This window comes from Nocardia sp. NPDC046473 (genome assembly GCF_040645995.1).
GTDB lineage: Bacteria > Actinomycetota > Actinomycetes > Mycobacteriales > Mycobacteriaceae > Nocardia.
The window spans coordinates 296,850-313,207 of the sequence record NZ_JBEYZJ010000002.1 but is presented as its reverse complement, the minus strand read 5'-3'; the positions used below and the strand labels follow the sequence as shown (position 1 = coordinate 313,207).

Genomic DNA, 16,358 nt, shown 5'->3' with positions numbered 1-16,358 from the left:
CCACCCCCCAAGACGATAGACTCGCCACGCCGAAAGGCACGCCGCCTTAGCTCAGTCGGTAGAGCGCTTCACTCGTAATGAAAAGGTCGCGAGTTCGATTCTCGCAGGCGGCTCCATACTCCCAGTTGCGGGCCGATTTTCGGTCGCAACGGGGTTCGGCCTCTCTGGCTGAACTCCCACCGAAGTCCCGACAAAGTCGTTCGACGTGCCCGGCTGATCAGCGGGGATTGCTGACTGCGCGGTTCATGGCATCTGCGGGGTGATGCACTCGGCTGTGGCCACGTGCACCGACGCCGCCGAGCATTCCGCCGCGGTGCTCTGGCCTATCCAGCGTCTGGCTGACCACCGGCGATGACATCGCTCAGAATCACGCCGACGTGCGCGAAGAAGAAATTTCCGGGCCGTGTCGATCTTCGGCGTTCCCCGTTCGACCTATGGATGAAAGGGTCCACAGGGGACCCGGACGAACCTAGGAGACGAAACCATGAAGTACATGCTGGTGATGCGCGCGACGGACGAGGCGTATGCGGGGATGGGCGAGATCGACTTCGAGAAGATGCTGGAGACGGTCGGGCGGTTCAACGAGGAGTTGATCCGGGCCGGGGTGCTGCTCGCGGCCGAGGGGCTCGCGGATGCGGCCGAGGGGGTGGTCGTCGACTTCGCCGCCGAGCCGCCCATCGTCACCGACGGCCCCTACGGTGAGACCAAGGAGTTGTTCGGCGGCTTCTACATCCTCAATGTGGCGTCGAAGGAGGAGGCGATCGAGTGGGCCAAGCGCATGCCGATAGCCGGGCCCGGCTTCAAGACCGAGATCAGGCGAGTTTCCTCGATCGACGAATTCCCGCAGGACAACGAGTGGATTCAGAAGGAGCGGGTGTGGCGCGAAGCCACCGGTCAGCTCTGAGCGGGACGGCGGGCGATGGCCGAGCACACCGGTCGTGCGGCCGTCGCCGCCGTCTGGCGGATCGAATCCGCGCGGATCGTCGGTGCGCTGGCGCGCTACACCGGTGATTTCTCGCTCGCCGAGGACCTCGCGCAGGAGGCGCTGGCCGAAGCGCTGGTGACCTGGCCGCGCGACGGGGTGCCGGGCAATCCCGCTGGGTGGCTGCTCACCGTCGGCAGGCGGCGTGCGATCGACGCGTTCCGGCGGCGCTCCGCCCTCGACGACCGGTACATCGCGCTCGCCCGAAACCTGGGCGAGGGCGGTGCCGTCTCGGGCAGCGAACCGGCCGAGCCCACCGGCGACGTGCTGTGGGATCCGGACCAGATCGATGACGACATCCTCGCGCTGATGTTCATCTCCTGCCACCCGACGCTGTCCAGGGACGCCAGGGTCGCGCTCACGCTGCGCGTCATCGGCGGTCTGACCAGCGACGAGATCGCCAAGGCATGCCTGGTGCCGACGGCGACCGTGCAGGCGCGGATCACCAGGGCGAAGAAGACGCTGGCCGCGGCCAGGGTGCGGTTCGAGGTGCCGTCGGCGCAGGAGCGGGCCGCGCGGCTCGGCTCGGTGCTCAACGTGGTGTATGTGATTTTCACCGAGGGATCCACGGCCAGTTCCGGCAGTGAGTTGATCCGATCCGAGCTCGCGGGCGAGGCGCAGCGGCTGGCCCGGGTGCTCGCCCGGTTGGTGCCGAACGAGCCTGAGGCACAGGGACTTCTGGCGCTACTCGAGCTCACCGCGGCCCGCTTTCCCGCGCGCACCGGACCGGACGGACACCCGATCCTGTTGGCGCAGCAGGATCGTCGTCGCTGGGATCGCGCCGCGATCCGCCGCGGCCGCGCGGCCTTGGATCGCGCGGTGCGGGTCGGCCGAGGTCTCGGCGCCTACGGCCTACAGGCCGCGATCGCCGAATGTCATGCTGTCGCACCGTCGGTCGAGGACACGGCCTGGGATCGCATCGTGCTGCTGTACGAAGCCCTCGGCCGACTGGCCCCCTCACCGGTGGTCGATCTCAACCGCGCGGTGGCGGTGTCCATGGCGCAGGGGCCAGCGGCCGCGCTACTGATTGTCGACGAGTTATCCACAGCCCCAGCACTTTCGGGTACGCATCTGTTGCCGAGCGTGCGCGGCGAACTGCTGATCCAGTTGGGCAGGAACTCGGAAGCACGCGCTGAGCTGACACGCGCAATCACCTTGTGCGGCAACACCCGTGAGCGCGCGATCCTCTCCGACAAGCTCGCCGCCCTGGCCTAACCGCTGGTACATCGTCGAACGGGACACGATGGCGGTGACACACCCCGCAGCTGCCGCCACCATGTCCCGTTCGATGACGTGGCAGCCGAATTCCCTGGTTGTCAGGGCAGTTTGACGATTACCATCGCGCCATGTCAGTAAGGACGACGTCGCGCCGACGAACTAATCGGTACGGGGGTGTTGCTCCTGGGCTGGGCGCCGTTGACCAGCCCAGGAGAACAAGCGGGGTCAGCCTGCGACAGCCGTGCGGAGATTGGCCTGCTGGGCTACCAGTTCGAGTTCCGCGTTGAAGCGGTCGGCGGCCTCGATATTGCCGAGGTGGCCGGTCGGCCAGCTGTGGTATGCGGCGAGGTGGCCGGTGCCGGACAGGGTGTCGGCGATTCGGCGGGCCATCCGTTCCGGCAGCAGCCGGTCGTGGCTGCCGGAGATGACCGTGGTGGGGATGGTCAGGTGCGTGGCGCCGTCGCTGACGTCGAGGTCGGCCAGGGCGGCGGCGTGCTTGCCGCGGGCCAGCGGGCGACAGGAGCGGACGATGCCGAGGGCGAAGTTCACCTCGTCGGCGGTGGCGTGCTTGCTCATCACCCGGTCCTTGAGCACCGCGCCGACCAGCCAGCCGCCGGGCAGCGGGACCGGGCTGGTGAGCACGGTCTCGGAGACGAAGGTGGGCAGGCGGACCGGGGCGCCGAGTAGAGTGACCGGCTTGTTCTGCACGGTGAGCTGCTTGTTCAGCAGGGGGAGCAGGTCGGTGTCGTACCGGATATTGCCCGCGGTGGTGTTCAGCAGGATGGCGGCCGAGGCGCGGCGGGCCACCTGCTCGGGGTAGCGAGCTGCCCACGCCTGCACGGTGATACCGCCCATGCTGTGCCCGGCGAGCACGGCCCGCTGGCCGGGGCGCAGGGCGGCGTCGAGCACGGCGGACAGGTCGTCGGCGAGGGTGTCCCGGCTCGGCATGCGGCGGCCGAGTTCGCTGGCACCGTGGCCGCGCTGGTCGTAGCAGACCACCCGATACCGGTCGGCGAAGGTGTTGATCTGCGGATTCCAGTACTCGATGCTGCAGCTCCAGCCGTGGATCAGCACGATAACGTCGCCGTCGGCGGGGCCGTAGGCGTGCACCCGCAGGCGGGTGCCGTCGACGGTGGTGACCGGGATGACCTCGAGTGGTGCGGTGGGTGCGTTCAACGACGCGGTGCGGAAGGTGCGTGATCGCAGTCCGGCACGATAGGCGGCGGTCAGGGCGCCGTTACGCGCGTCCGCCAAAGTCTTCATCGACTTCACCAGCATCGGGCACTCCTTTGTGTCTGCCGCCACAGTACAGTGCAAGCTGAGTGCTTGCTAGTGCAAGCGCGCCGCAGCGGAACTTCTGGCTCACTGGGTTGAATACCCGGAATTCGGTGCAGTGACACCGTCTCTTTTCACAAAAAATCGGGTGGAGGATGGGCCTCTGCTCACTTCATCGCACCACCTGCCCGGCCCCGTTAGCCCGCGAAAGTGGCAATCCAGTAACGGTTTCCGCGAACGCGCTCAACTCGTGGAGTACAACGCGGCGATCACCTCGGGCAGCACCAGGCACACCTGGTCGTCCGGATGGAAGTCGCTGGGCACATCGCTGCGATTGGGCGCACGGACGAAGACCACCACCGAGGAACCGTCGCCGGGATCGATTTCTACCGCGACCATCCGACCGCTGTCGTCGTCGAGATCGTGATGCTTGGGTGCGGACCAGTGCCCCACATGCCCGAAATCGAGCCTGCGAGTCGCGCTGACCGCGAATCCGTCGAGCCGGGTAAAACCAACGGCATCCACAACAGAAATCATACTCTACCTGCGAAGATAGTGAATATATTCGATCATGTCCGACCCCGGTGCGATGATCGTCGGGTGGCTTCCGATGCGATCGGCTTCGCAGCACCCATTCCCGTATTGCGCATGTTCGATGTCGCGCGGGCGTACGAATTCTATTGCGACTACCTGGGTTTCACCGTCGACTGGGAGCACCGGTTCGGCGACAACTTCCCGCTGTACGCCGAGGTCTCGCGGGGCGCGGCGAAATTCCACCTCAGCGAGCATCACGGTGACGGCACGCCGGGCACCGTGGTGTGGATCGCGGTGGCCGACATCAAGGCCTGGTATACCGAGCTAGCAGGCAAGGAGTACCGCTACGCCAAGCCGGGACCACCCGAGAACGGCCCGGGCGGTCCGGGATTCGAGCTGATCGACCCCTCCGGCAACACCCTGCGCTTCGCCCAGCCCGACTGAGCCCGCGCCATCGGTATGGCGGTGACCGGTGGCGCGCAGTTACCGTTGGTGCTGTGGACAGCACGCACGTGGCACCGGAACCGGCGGCGCAGCAGCAATCAGCACCGACCAAGCCCGGTTTGCGCGGCGTGGGAGTGCCGCTGCTGGTGGCGGGTGTCGGCATCGGAATCGGGGTGCTGCTGCACGTGCGCGACCCGCACGTCGACGGCTCCTACGGTGTGTGCCCGGTCTACGCGCTGACCGGATGGTGGTGTCCCGGCTGCGGCGGCATGCGCGCTGTGCACAACCTGACCGACGGCCACCTGCTGGACGCGGTGCACAGCAACCTGCTTACGATTCCGCTGGTCCTCGCCTTCGTGCTGTGGGTGAGCGACTGGACCCTGCGCGCCTGGCGCGGCCAGCGCATGCGCCTGCCCTCGATCTCCCGCACCACGATGTGGACCTTCTTCGCGCTACTGACGGTCTACACCGTATTGCGCAATACGCCGTGGGGCACCTGGTTCACCCCGGTCTGATCCGCTCCGGCGTGCCCGGGTGATTTCCCCGCCGCGGACCGGGCAAGCTGCACCCATGAGTGATTCGCTGAAGGACCGTGTCCGCTCGAAGCTATTGCGCCAGCTCGCCGAAGACGGCACGCCGGACGCCGAACAGGACGATCCCCGCCGGCTCTCGGTCGAATCCGATCTCGAGGCACTCGACCACGTCGCCGACGACGATCCCCTCATCGAAGAACTCGCCTCGCGCTACCTGGTGTTCTGACGAACTACGCCGCCGAGGGCGGGAGCTGCGGCAGCGGCTTCTCCACCAACCAGCTGTCCCACAGCGGCCGCAGCGGAGTCCGGCTGTAATGCCCGGCCAGATCGGTGAACTCCTCGGTGCTCACCGAGCCGTGCCGGTAGCGAATCGTCCACTCCCGCAACAGATCGTAGAATCCGAGATCGCCCAGTTCCAGCCGCAATGCGTGCAGCGTGAGCGCGCCGCGCTTGTAGACCCGATCGTCGAACATGTGCTGCGGCCCCGGATCGCCGACGGCGATGTCCTGCGGCTGCCTGGACAGATTGTGCCGGGCCGCGCGCGCGAGCTGGTCGGCGGTCGGGCCGCCCGCCTCCTCGGACCAGATCCATTCGGCGTAACAGGCGAAGCCTTCGTGTAGCCAGATGTCGCGCCACTGCCGAATGGTGAGGCTGTTGCCGAACCACTGATGCGCCAACTCGTGCGCGACCAGCCGTTCCGCGCCGCGCCTGCCGTCGCAGTGGTTGGCACCGAAGATGGAAATGCCCTGTGCCTCGATCGGGATCTCCAGATCGTCGTCGGTGACGACCACGGTGTAACCCTCGAACGGATAGGGCCCGAACCGTTCGGTGAAGATCGCCATCATCTGCGGCTGGCGCGCGAAGTCGTGCTCGAAGTTGGCGCGCAGCCGGACCGGGGCGACGGCATGCATGGGCACCGAGTTGGGTGGGGAGACGATGCGGTGCTTCTGATACGGCCCGACCTGGATGGTCGCCAGATAGGTGGCCATCGGTTCGGCCTGCTCATAGACCCAGGTGGTCTGGCTGGCCTTGACCTGCTTGCGCAGCAGGGTGCCGTTGGCCAGCGCGTAGTACGGACTGTCGGTGGTGATCGAAATCCGGTAGCTGGCTTTGGAACTCGGATGGTCGTCACACGGGAACCAGGACGCCGCGCCGTTGGGCTGGCTGGCCACCAGCGCGCCCTCGGTGAGCTCCTCCCAGCCGACCGCACCCCACGGTCCACGCACCGGGCGCGGGATGCCGCCATACTGGACGACCAGCGAGAGCACACCGCCCGCCGGAATCCGCTGCTGCGGCGTGATCACCAACTTGCCGCGCTGATGGGTGTACTTCGCGGCCTTGGCGCCGTTGACGAACACCTTGGACACGGTGAGCGCCTGGGACAGATCGAGCGAGAAGCGCGGTTGCACGGCGGTGGTCACCGCGGTGATCTCCGCGCGGCCGGCCAACCGGTTGCTCGCCACCTTGTAGGTGAGGTCGAGCTCGTACCGCGATACCCGGTAGCCCCGATTTCCGTTCTGCGGCAGGTATTCGTCGATCGGTGCTTCGTAGAACTTCCCCGGCATCAGCGGGCCGCTCCCGGGTCGCCTCCGAACCAAGGCGCGATCGGGTTGCCCCACCAGCGAGTGGACGGGGGCACGGTATCGCCGCGCATCACCAGCGAGGCGGGGCCGATGGTCGCGCCCTCGCCGATGGTCGAGGCGGGCAGCGCGACGCAGTGCGGGCCGAGCGTGGCGCCCGCGCCGAGGGTGACCGTGTCCATGGACATGATGCGGTCGTGGAAGAGATGGGTCTGCACGACGCAGCCGCGTTCCACGGTCGCGCCGTCACCGAGTGTCACCAGGTCCGCCTCCGGTAGCCAGTAGGACTCGCACCATACCCCGCGGCCGATCTTGGCACCGAGTCCGCGAAGCCACAGGTTCAGCACCGGTGTACCCGTCGCGGCGCGCGCGAACCACGGCGCGGCAACGGTTTCCACGAAGGTGTCGGACACCTCGTTGCGCCACACGAACGAACTCCACAGGGGGTGCTCCTCGGCGCGAATCCGGCCGATCAGCAACCATTTCGCGGCCACCGAGCTCGCGCCCGCGAGCGCGCCGGCGGCCAGCAGCACGAAGCCGCTGAGTAGCGCAGTGGGCAGGTGGCCGAGGCTCTGCGCGAGCCAGGCGAGGGTGAACAGCACGCCGAGCCCGATGGCGAAGGTCACCAGCACCGGGATCAGGCGGCAGGTCTCGACGATGCCGCGCGCGATCCGCAGCTTCGGCGGCGGATCGAAAGTGCGTGCGGTGTCCGAGCTTTCCGGCGCGCGACGCAGCCGCACGGGCGGGCTGCCCAGCCAGGAGGAGCCGGCCTTGGACTTGGACGGCGCGGCCGAAAGAACCGCGACCAGACCGTTTTTCGGCACCCGACGACCGGGCGCGGTCATGCCGGAGTTGCCGAGGAACGCCCGCTTGCCGACCTTCGCCTCGCCGATGCGCAGCCAGCCGCCGCCGAGCTCGTAGCTGGCGATCATGGTGTCGTCGGCCAGGAACGCGCCGTCGGCGACCGTGGTGAACTTGGGCAGCAGCAGCACCGTCGACGCCTCGACGCCCTTGCCGATCTTCGCGCCGAGCAGGCGCAGCCAGATCGGCGTGAGCAGGCTCGCGTAGAGCGGAAACAGGAAGGTACGCGCGGAATCCAGCAGGCGCTCGGTGGACCAGACCTGCCACCCGGTCCGGCTGCGCACCGGGTGATAGCCCTCGCGCAACCGGAAGCTGAGCAGCCGCACCAGGATGATGGTGACCGCTGCGTAGACCGCGAGGCTGAGCAGCGTGGCGACCGGCAGGATAGCGAAGGCGCGGCCCAAACCGCCCGCGAGCGTGCGGGTGTCGCGGATGAACCAGGCGATGAAGAGACCACCCGAGCCGAGACCGAGGATGGGCACCGCGGCCAAGGTCATCGAGGTGACGCCGAAGATCGCGACCCAGTGCGCCGCGCGATCGGGCGTGTGCGCGGGCCAGCGGTGCTGTGCCTTACCGATTTTCGCGGCGGGCGAGCCCGCCCACTCCTGCTCGGCCTTGACCTTGCCGGATACCGCCGAGCCGGGCGCGACCTCCGCGTTCTTGCCGATCCTGGTGCCGGGCAACAGGATCGATCGGGCGCCGACCACCGCGCCGGGTCCGATGGTGATCGGGCCGAGGTGCACGACGTCGCCGTCGATCCAATAGCCGGACAGGTCGACCTCGGGTTCCACGCTGCAGCCGTCGCCCAGTTCGAGCATGCCGGTGACCGGCGGGAGGGTGTGCAGGTCGACGCCCTTGCCGATCTTGGCGCCGAGTGCCCGTGCGAACGGCACCATCCACGGTGCGCCGGAGAGGTTTTCCGCACCGCTCGCCTCGGACAGGCGTACCGCGGCCCACAGCCGTAGGTGTACCGCGCCGCCGCGCGGATACCGGCCGGGTGCGACGCCGCGCAGCAGCAGTCGAGCGCCGGCCACGCAGATCGCCATCCGGCCGGGCGGTGAGATGAAGAGCAGGAACGCCACCAGCGTCCACCACCAGGACAGCTGCGGGAGCCACGGCAGCGAGCCGGACCAGGCCGCGACATTGCCGACGATGGCCAGCCAGGTGAGCCACTGCAGGCCGGTGAGCGTCGTGAGTGGAATGGTTGCCAGCACCTGCGCCCACTGGGCGGGCCGCGGCGTCGGGCGCACCACGCGCTCCTCGACGGCGACGGCCGGTGTGCTCTGCTCGAGCAGTTCCACCAGCGCGCCGAGGCGGGGGTGGTCGTAGAGGTCGGCGACGGTGATCTGTGGATAACGCGCACGCAGCGCGGTCACCATCTGCGCCGCGGCCAGCGAGCCGCCGCCCAGGTCGAAGAAGTCGGCATCGAGGTCGGTGACCTCGCCGCCGAGCACCGAATCCCACAGTCCGGCAACCCATTGCGCGGTGCCGGTGAGATCGCTCTCGTCGTCGTCGGTGTTGTTCGGCAGCGGCCAGGGCAGGGCGTTGCGGTCGACCTTGCCCGAGGTGCGGGTGGGTAGCTCGTCGACCACGGCGAGCCGGGGGACCAGTGGCGCCGGAAGCTGTTCGGCGAGTTGGGCTCTGGCCGCCTTGCTGTCGAAATCGGGGCCGGTGCCGGCGAGGTAGCCGACCAGGATCTTGTTGCCCGCCTTGGTCGTTCGGATCGCGGCGGCGGCGCCGGTGACGCCGGGCAGGTGCTGTAGCGCGTTGTCGATCTCGCCGAGTTCGATGCGGCGGCCGCCGAGCTTGATCTGGTCGTCGGCGCGGCCGAGGAAGACCAAGCCCGCGCTGTCGTTGCGAACCAGGTCGCCGCTGCGGTAGGCGCGATCCCAGCCGACCGAGGGCAGCGGCGCGTACTTCTCGGCGTCCTTCGCGGGATCGAGGTAGCGGGCCAGGCCGACGCCGCCGATCACCAGTTCGCCGGATTCGCCCTCGGCCACCGGGTTTCCGGCCGCGTCGATCACCACCAGGTCCCAGCCGTCGAGCGGCAGCCCGATCCGGATGGGCCACGCGCCGTCGAGCAGCGCGGCACAGGCGACCACGGTTGCCTCGGTGGGGCCGTAGGTATTCCAGACCTCGCGATCCGTATCACCATTTCCGGCAAGGCGTTCGGCGAGTTCGGGCGGTACCGCCTCGCCGCCGAAGATCAGCAGCCGGACCGCGTCCAGCGCCTCGGCGGGCCAGGTGGCGGCCAGCGTCGGCACGGTGGAGACGATGCTGATCTCCCGGCGCACCAGCCACGGGCCGAGATCGGCGCCGGTGCGGACCAGGTCGCGCGGGGCGGGCACGAGACAGGCGCCGTTGCGCCAGGCCAGCCACATTTCCTCGCAGGAGGCGTCGAAGGCGACCGAGAGTCCGGCGAGCACCCGGTCGCCGGGGCCGATCGGGGCGTCCGGCAGGAAGAGCCTGGCCTCGGCGTCCACGAACGCGGCGGCGTTGCGATGGGTCACCGCAACACCTTTCGGCGTTCCGGTGGAGCCGGAGGTGAAGATGATCCAGGCGTCGTCGGCGGGGGTCGGCAGGGTGCTGGTGCTCGCGTCGGCCGGATGGTCGGTCGCGGCCCGGATACCCGCCGGTGTCGTCTCGATGCCTGCCGCCGTGACGATCGCGGTGACCTGCGCCTCGCCGAAGACCAGCTGGGCCCGTTCGTCCGGGTCGTCGGCGTCGACCGGCACATAGGCGGCGCCCGCGTACAGGACGGCGAGGATGGTCAGGTAGAGCTCCCTGGAGCCCGACGGCATCCGCACGCCGACCCGGTCGCCCGGCCGCACGCCCGCGGTGGCGAGCCGGGCCATGGTCTTCTCGATCTCGACGACGAGCTCGAGGTAGCTGAGCACCACCTTGCCGTCATCGATGGCGGGGGCGTCGGGATGGGTCAGCGCGGTCGCGGTCAGGATGTCGACGAGGGTCCGGGCCGGTGGCGTGTGCGCGGTCCGAAGTAGTGGGTCCACCGTCACATCAACCTGTGGTTGGAGCATGACGCCCTGCCCACCTCCCATTCGACCTGCCTCGCACTTCCCTGGTGTTGTTTGTGTCATAGCTGGGTTACCAGTGGGCAAACGCCACGGTGACCAGTTGTCCACGGTACTCGGGGTTGTCGACGTTTGTTGTTCACCGGCGCGGTTCCCGGTCGCGGGACTGTGGGCGGGGTTGTTGCAGGTCGTGGCGATTTTTGTCGGGCGCGCCGAAGCAACGCCTGGTGGGCGGGTTACCCGGTGGGTTCGCTGGACGGTCGCTGCGTCGAGCTGCTCATCCCGGTGTGATTCCCCACATGGGCTTGGTGATCTTGCAGCTCAGGGCGTTTCGAGCAGGGGCGATCAGGCCGCGGAGGCGGCGGTGCCGAGGCCGAGGGTGGCCAGGATCGCGGCGCTCACCTGTTCGAGTCGATCCCGGAGCTTCGGGCGGCGCAGCAGCGTGACCGCGCGAGAGGCGGCCAGGGCCAGGAGCACCATCGCTACCGCGGCAATGCTCGATTCGACGGCGCCGAGGGCGAGGGTGTTGGCAAAAGTGACCTCGGTCAGGAACTGGGGCAGCACGGCGAGATAGAACAGGCCGACTTTCGGGTTGAACATGCACGAGACGACGCCCGCGGTGAACGCCGAGCGAACCGATGCGCGGGTGCCGCTGCTCGCGTGCGCCAGACCCTCGGCGTCGGTGGCTTCCCGGCCTGTCCTGCGCTGCCGCCACTGGTCGAGCAGCGCGCGAATACCCAAGTACACCAAGTAGATTCCGCCGATCAGCTTCAGCGCGCGATACGCGGTCGCCGACTGCTCCAGCAGCGTGGCGACACCGGCCGCGACCACCACCGCCCACAGGATCCCGCCCAGCGCCGACCCGATCGCGGCCGCGACGCCCGGTCGGGCGTCTACCAGCGAGAACCGCAGCACGAGAAACGAATCCGGGCCCGGCGTCAGCGCCAGCAGCACGCACAGACCGACGAAGCTGAACAGCAGCGAAAGCGACACCTCATGATGTGACCGCAAAGTCGCCGGAGAAGCAATGGATTTCCACCGGTCCCGCCGGAGGTGACCAGCGCGCGAGATTTCCGGGCGAACACGCGGCGCCGCCGACCAGTTGACAGCGCCGGGGGATGTCTGCCAATCTCGGATCAGGTCATGAGTACCAGCGTTCAGCCCCGGCTTGCTGGTCGGCAACCCTCCTCCGCGGTGGGGTGCTCCGGGTGACGACCGGGCTGACACCCGACCGGGTGCGGCAAGCGCGGACTCGACGAATCACCTGATTGCGGGTCCCAGAGCCGACGGGATTTCGTGATGACTGCTGTTGTGACCCAGAACTGTGCGCCCCTCGCCCGGGTTTCCGGTGACGACCTCCAGGTGCCGCTCGTCCAAGGCGGGACAACCACCTACGCCAACTTCGACTACGCGGCGAGCGCGCCCGCCTTGGCCCAGGTCACCGACCGGATCCAGCAGCTGCTGCCGTTCTACGCGAGCGTGCACCGCGGCGCGGGCTACGCCTCCCGGATCTCCACCGAGTGCTACGAAGCCGCCCGTGGTTCGGTGACCCGCTTCCTCGACGCGACCGACGACCAGGCGGTGGTGTTCACTCGCAACACCACCGACTCGCTGAACCTGCTCGCGTCCTGTGTCCCGGGCGACACCGTGGTGCTCGACATCGAACATCACGCCAACTTCCTGCCGTGGACCAAGCACGGCCGCCGCGTCGTGCAGGCCGCGGCCACGGTCGAGGAGACCATCGGGCGCCTGGTCGCCGAGCTGTGTAGCAAGCCCGCCGCGCTGCTCGCGGTCACCGGCGCCTCCAACGTCACCGGCGAGGTGCTGCCGCTGGAGCGACTGGCCACCATCGCCCACCAGTGCGGCGCCCGCATCCTCGTCGACGCCGCCCAGCTCGCGCCGCACCGGCGAATCAGCCTGCGCGACACCGGTATCGACTACCTCGCATGCTCCGGCCACAAGCTGTACGCGCCGTTCGGCGCCGGCGTGCTGGTCGGCCGCCGCGACTGGCTCGACAACGCCGAGCCGTACCTGGCCGGCGGCGGCGCGGTCCGCGAGGTCACCACCACCGGCGCCGAATGGGCGCCCGCCCCGCAGCGGCACGAGGGCGGTTCACCCAACGTGCTCGGCGCCGCCGCCCTCGCCGCCGCCTGTGACGCGCTCTGTGAGATCGACGCCGACACGCTCGCCACGCACGAACACCAGCTCGCCGACCGACTGCGCGCCGGACTCGCGGCCATCCCCGGCGTCAACCTGCTGCGCATCTGGACCGACGCCCCCGACACCGTCGGTATCGTCGCCTTCACCCTGGACGGTTTCGTTCCCGGCCACGTCGCCGCCTACCTGTCCGCCGAACACGGCATCGGCGTCCGCGACGGCCGCTTCTGCGCCCACCCGCTGCTGGCCCGCCTCGATCTCGACGGCGCCCTGCGCGCCAGCATCGGCCTCGGCACCACCCTCGCCGACGTAGAGCGCCTGATCCAAGCCATTGCCACGCTCGTCGAGGGCGGACCGGCCTGGAACTACGCCACCACCCAGGGGCTCTGGAACCCCACCCCCGAAACCCGTCCCTTCACGTCCGAATCTCCCACCGGCGCAGCCCCCTGCCTCGTCGACTAGCCCGGCAACATCGCCCGGGCCCGGCGACCGCGTTCAGTCGCCGAGTCTGGTGGGGCGGTGGTAGCGGCCGTTGTAGTAGAGGAGGGGAGCGGCGGCGGGAGTTTCGTCGGTGTTGTCGTGGACTCGGGTTACCAGGCCGACGACGAGGGTGTGATCGCCCAACGGGATCAGTTGGTGGATGGTGGCGCGCAGCCAGATGGGGGTGCCGTGCAGGACGGGTTCACCGGTGTCCAGGGTGGTCCACAGCGAGCGGTCGGTGAAGCGGTCCGCGGCGGTGCGGGCGAAGCGCTGGGCCAGGTCGTGCTGGTGTTCGCCGAGGAAATGGATGACGACGGATTCGGCGTCCAGCAGGGCGGTGAGACTCGACGAGGTGTGCGCGATGTTGAAGGACACGAGCGGCGGCGTCAGCGACAGGGATGCGAACGAGGTCGCGGTGAAGCCGATCGGGCCGTTCGGTGAGTTCAGCGTGACAACGGTGACGCCCGCCGGATAGTGGCGCATCGAGGCGCGGAACTGTTCGGCGGTGATCCCGCTCAGATCATCAGGGATCTGGATATCCGTGGCGGGCCGTTCTGCTTCGGTCACCCGTCCAAAACTACGCGGGGTTCCTACGGCTCGCCTATAACGCCCGCGGTGACTTGTGGTCCGATTCGCTGCCAGCAGTTCTGCTGAATTCAGTCGACGTCTATCGGCAGGCCCGCGGTGATTCGCACCAGTTCGTGAAATGAGGTGCGGAACACCGTGTTCGGGTGGCCGCCTGCGGCCCACACCTCGCGATGGTTGGCGAGGGCGGTGTCTACCCAGGTGGGGAGGTTGGTGGGGTGGCCTACCGGGGCGACGCCGCCGATCGGCTGGCCGGTCACCTCGCGCACCATCTCGGCCGGTGCGTGGGTGAGCGTGCCCTCCAGCCGCTTTCCGGTGGACTCGAGATCGACCTCGTGTGCGCCGGAAACCAGCAGCAGCACCGGATCCTCGTCCAACAGGAAGACCAGCGCGGAGGTGATGGCACCCACCTCGACGCCGAGGGTTCGCGCGGCATCGGCGATGGTGGGTGTTGGTGCCGGCTGGGTCACGATGACACCGTGATGGCCTCGGGCGATGAGGGTGTCCGCGACTCGGCAGGCGATCGGTGGCAATGTCGACCTGCGCATGCCACCAGAGTAGAGCGATTGCGGATGGTGCGCCGGGCTACTCGATAATGCGTCAGTATTCCGGATAGCCCTCGCTCGGCCCGAGCATCAGCGTGATCCGCGCGCGGGTGATCCGCGCGAGCTCGGTCACGCTGCCGCCCGAGACCTGTTCGTGCGCAACTGCTTCGAGTGCCCGATCCAGATCGCCCTGGGACAACGCGAGCAACTCGATATCGGCCTCGGCCAGCAGCGCGTCCCGATCCGGATAGGGCCGGGCGGCCGCGAGCTTGGCGGCCCAGGTGACATTGCAGCAGCAGGAGAAGAGTGCGTGTATCGCACGGGCACGGGAGATTTCGTTGAACCGTTCGAGACCGATTCCTTGATGCATCAGCATGATGGCCTCCGACTCGATGATTGAGGTTTGCTGACCGCCTTCATGATCCGCCCGAGGGTGAGGTGGGACCTAGTGCGCCGCACCGATTTTGCGCAGGGTTTACATGGGAGGGGTGCCGGCCGCGCGATCGCGATGTTGACGTCCGGGTGGCTGCACCGTGTTCACGGGGCCACGAACTGCGCTCGTAAATCCACACCGTGCTGGTCGCGTGTGTGCCCCATTCCGGGATGCGGAGTGCCCGGCTCCCACCTGCTCGATACGCTGTACAAATGACTGATTGGCAGGCTTTCACCGTAGAAACGAAGGACCGCGTCGCACAGGTGACATTGACGGGTCCCGGCAAGGGCAATGCGATGGGCCCGGACTTCTGGCGGGAGCTGCCGGAGATCTTCCATGGCCTCGACGCCGACCCTGAGGTCCGGGCGATCGTGCTCACCGGCTCGGGCAAGCACTTCTCGTACGGCCTCGACCTGCCCGCGATGAGCGGCATGTTCGGCCCGCTGATGGCCGACAAGGCGTTCGCCGCGCCGCGCACCGAGTTCCTGGTCGAGCTGCGCAAGTTGCAGGCGGCGGTGACCGCGGTGGCGGATTGCCGCAAGCCGGTGATCGCGGCGATCTCCGGCTGGTGCATCGGCGGCGGGCTGGACCTGATCGCCGCCGTCGACATCCGCTACGCCAGCGCGGACGCGAAGTTCAGCCTGCGCGAGGCGAAGGTTGCCATCGTCGCCGACATCGGGTCGCTGCACCGGCTGCCCGGCATCATCGGCGAGGGCCAGCTGCGCGAACTCGCCTACACCGGCAAGGACATCGACGCGGCACGGGCGGAGAAGATCGGCCTGGTCAACGACGTGTTCGCGGATCAGGAGGCGGCGCTGGACGCGGCACACGCCACCGCGCGCGAAATCGCCACGAACCCGCCGCTGGTGGTGCAGGGTGTGAAGGACGTGCTCGATCAGCGGAACAAGGACCAGGTGGCCGCCGGGCTGCGCTACGTGTCCGCGTGGAACTCCGCGTTCCTGCCGTCGGAAGACCTCACCGAGGCGATCAAAGCGGTGTTCGAGAAGCGGGCGCCGGAGTTCAAGGGTAAGTAAAGCTCGGTAAATCACTTGCCCCAGTAGGAGGCTCGTCCGCATACTTGCATCGCGCAACTAATTGATTGATGCAAGCAAAGGTATAGGGTTTGGACGAGCAAACGATCGACACGATCGCGATGCAGCTCACCCGATTGCAGCGGATCCGCGACCGTACGGCGGCCCAGATCGGCACGTGGACCAAGGACGGGCTCGACCCCGCCGCGTACGGCACACTGCTTCGGCTGTGCTGTGACGGTCCGATGCGATCGGGCGCGCTGGCCGACGCGTTGCACTCGGACGCGTCGACGGTGAGCCGTCAGGTGGCACAGCTCGTCGGCAAGCAGTTGGTCGAGCGGCAGGCCGACCCGGCGGACGGGCGAGCCACCGTGCTCGTCGTTACCGAACGTGGCCGGACGGTCGCCGAAGAGGTCCGTAGGCGGCGCAACGAGAACCTGTCCCGGGTGCTGGCCGAATGGGCGCCGCAATCCCGGGCCGAGTTCGCCGAGCTGCTCCGGCAGTTCGTCGACGACTTCGAGCGCACCAGACCCGAGATGATCGCCGCGATGCGCCGCAACTGGGATCAGACCTTTACTGGGACGGAGAAAGACACGTGAGCGAGCAACGCGAGCGAACCGAAGACACAGCCGCCGTGGGCACGATGGAGCCGAGCGTCAGCGAGGCGC

At 68.3% G+C, this 16,358-nt stretch carries 16 protein-coding genes, 1 tRNA gene and 1 riboswitch; of the genes, 9 read left to right on the top strand and 8 right to left on the bottom strand.

Going from position 1 to position 16,358, the window contains the following annotated elements; genetic code table 11:
* The first annotated feature begins 40 nt into the window (after positions 1 to 40).
* The 3 genes from ABZ942_RS06990 to ABZ942_RS06980 all read left to right on the top strand — a co-directional run bounded on the left by ABZ942_RS06990 (position 41) and on the right by ABZ942_RS06980 (position 2,197).
* A tRNA-Thr gene (locus ABZ942_RS06990) sits at positions 41 to 116 on the top strand.
* A 368-nt stretch (positions 117 to 484) separates the two neighbouring features.
* On the top strand, positions 485 to 904 hold the full coding sequence (locus ABZ942_RS06985; protein WP_357379799.1) for a YciI family protein: 420 nt from the start codon (positions 485 to 487) through the stop codon (positions 902 to 904).
* A gap of 15 nt (positions 905 to 919) precedes the next feature.
* Positions 920 to 2,197, top strand: a complete 1,278-nt coding sequence (locus ABZ942_RS06980; RefSeq protein ID WP_357379798.1) for a sigma-70 family RNA polymerase sigma factor — start codon at positions 920 to 922, stop codon at positions 2,195 to 2,197.
* A gap of 228 nt (positions 2,198 to 2,425) precedes the next feature.
* Here the strand turns inward: ABZ942_RS06980 and ABZ942_RS06975 are convergent, their stop codons facing one another.
* Complete coding sequence (locus ABZ942_RS06975; protein ID WP_357379797.1) at positions 2,426 to 3,478, bottom strand: alpha/beta hydrolase; 1,053 nt, start codon at positions 3,476 to 3,478, stop codon at positions 2,426 to 2,428.
* Between the two features lie 240 nt (positions 3,479 to 3,718).
* Positions 3,719 to 4,000, bottom strand: a complete 282-nt coding sequence (locus tag ABZ942_RS06970; protein WP_357379796.1) for a hypothetical protein — start codon at positions 3,998 to 4,000, stop codon at positions 3,719 to 3,721.
* A 75-nt stretch (positions 4,001 to 4,075) separates the two neighbouring features.
* Here ABZ942_RS06970 and ABZ942_RS06965 point away from each other — a divergent pair, with 75 nt between their 5' ends.
* Genes ABZ942_RS06965 through ABZ942_RS06955 form a run of 3 tightly spaced genes read left to right on the top strand, consistent with a single transcriptional unit; the run spans position 4,076 to position 5,212 of the window.
* Entirely contained in the window at positions 4,076 to 4,453 is a 378-nt protein-coding gene (locus tag ABZ942_RS06965; protein WP_357379795.1) for a glyoxalase superfamily protein, read from the top strand.
* A gap of 53 nt (positions 4,454 to 4,506) precedes the next feature.
* A complete protein-coding gene (locus ABZ942_RS06960; RefSeq protein ID WP_357379794.1) occupies positions 4,507 to 4,968 on the top strand; it encodes a DUF2752 domain-containing protein in 462 nt (153 codons plus the stop codon).
* Positions 4,969 to 5,023: 55 nt separating this feature from the next.
* Complete coding sequence (locus tag ABZ942_RS06955) at positions 5,024 to 5,212, top strand: hypothetical protein (RefSeq protein WP_357379793.1); 189 nt, start codon at positions 5,024 to 5,026, stop codon at positions 5,210 to 5,212.
* Between the two features lie 4 nt (positions 5,213 to 5,216).
* On the opposite strand, the gene ABZ942_RS06950 is transcribed toward ABZ942_RS06955, so the two are convergent.
* From ABZ942_RS06950 to ABZ942_RS06940, 3 genes are all read right to left on the bottom strand, one after another.
* The gene (locus tag ABZ942_RS06950) at positions 5,217 to 6,551 is read right to left on the bottom strand and encodes a M1 family metallopeptidase (RefSeq protein WP_357379792.1); all 1,335 of its coding nucleotides are present in this window, start codon (positions 6,549 to 6,551) and stop codon (positions 5,217 to 5,219) included.
* Complete coding sequence (locus ABZ942_RS06945; RefSeq protein WP_357379791.1) at positions 6,551 to 10,465, bottom strand: Pls/PosA family non-ribosomal peptide synthetase; 3,915 nt, start codon at positions 10,463 to 10,465, stop codon at positions 6,551 to 6,553. Before ABZ942_RS06945 ends, ABZ942_RS06950 begins: the two co-directional genes overlap by 1 nt.
* A 339-nt stretch (positions 10,466 to 10,804) precedes the next feature.
* The gene (locus ABZ942_RS06940) at positions 10,805 to 11,452 is read right to left on the bottom strand and encodes a LysE family translocator (protein WP_357379790.1); all 648 of its coding nucleotides are present in this window, start codon (positions 11,450 to 11,452) and stop codon (positions 10,805 to 10,807) included.
* Positions 11,453 to 11,598: 146 nt separating this feature from the next.
* A riboswitch (SAM riboswitch) is annotated at positions 11,599 to 11,712 on the top strand.
* A 46-nt stretch (positions 11,713 to 11,758) separates the two neighbouring features.
* Here ABZ942_RS06940 and ABZ942_RS06935 point away from each other — a divergent pair.
* Entirely contained in the window at positions 11,759 to 13,078 is a 1,320-nt protein-coding gene (locus tag ABZ942_RS06935) for an aminotransferase class V-fold PLP-dependent enzyme (protein ID WP_357379789.1), read from the top strand.
* 33 nt (positions 13,079 to 13,111) lie between these two features.
* On the opposite strand, the gene ABZ942_RS06930 is transcribed toward ABZ942_RS06935, so the two are convergent.
* The 3 genes from ABZ942_RS06930 to ABZ942_RS06920 form a co-directional block, all read right to left on the bottom strand.
* The gene (locus tag ABZ942_RS06930; protein WP_357379788.1) at positions 13,112 to 13,663 is read right to left on the bottom strand and encodes a flavin reductase family protein; all 552 of its coding nucleotides are present in this window, start codon (positions 13,661 to 13,663) and stop codon (positions 13,112 to 13,114) included.
* Between the two features lie 89 nt (positions 13,664 to 13,752).
* A complete protein-coding gene (locus tag ABZ942_RS06925) occupies positions 13,753 to 14,229 on the bottom strand; it encodes a YbaK/EbsC family protein (RefSeq protein WP_357379787.1) in 477 nt (158 codons plus the stop codon).
* Between the two features lie 52 nt (positions 14,230 to 14,281).
* Complete coding sequence (locus ABZ942_RS06920; protein WP_357379786.1) at positions 14,282 to 14,602, bottom strand: 2-oxo-4-hydroxy-4-carboxy-5-ureidoimidazoline decarboxylase; 321 nt, start codon at positions 14,600 to 14,602, stop codon at positions 14,282 to 14,284.
* Positions 14,603 to 14,871: 269 nt separating this feature from the next.
* Here ABZ942_RS06920 and ABZ942_RS06915 point away from each other — a divergent pair, with 269 nt between their 5' ends.
* Together ABZ942_RS06915 and ABZ942_RS06910 are read left to right on the top strand one after the other, a co-directional pair.
* Positions 14,872 to 15,693 (top strand): crotonase/enoyl-CoA hydratase family protein, encoded by an 822-nt coding sequence (locus ABZ942_RS06915; protein ID WP_357379785.1) that lies wholly within the window; start codon positions 14,872 to 14,874, stop codon positions 15,691 to 15,693.
* An 89-nt stretch (positions 15,694 to 15,782) separates the two neighbouring features.
* Positions 15,783 to 16,289: a MarR family transcriptional regulator gene (locus ABZ942_RS06910; protein ID WP_357379784.1), complete on the top strand. Its 507-nt coding sequence runs from the start codon at positions 15,783 to 15,785 to the stop codon at positions 16,287 to 16,289.
* The last annotated feature ends 69 nt before the right edge of the window (positions 16,290 to 16,358 follow it).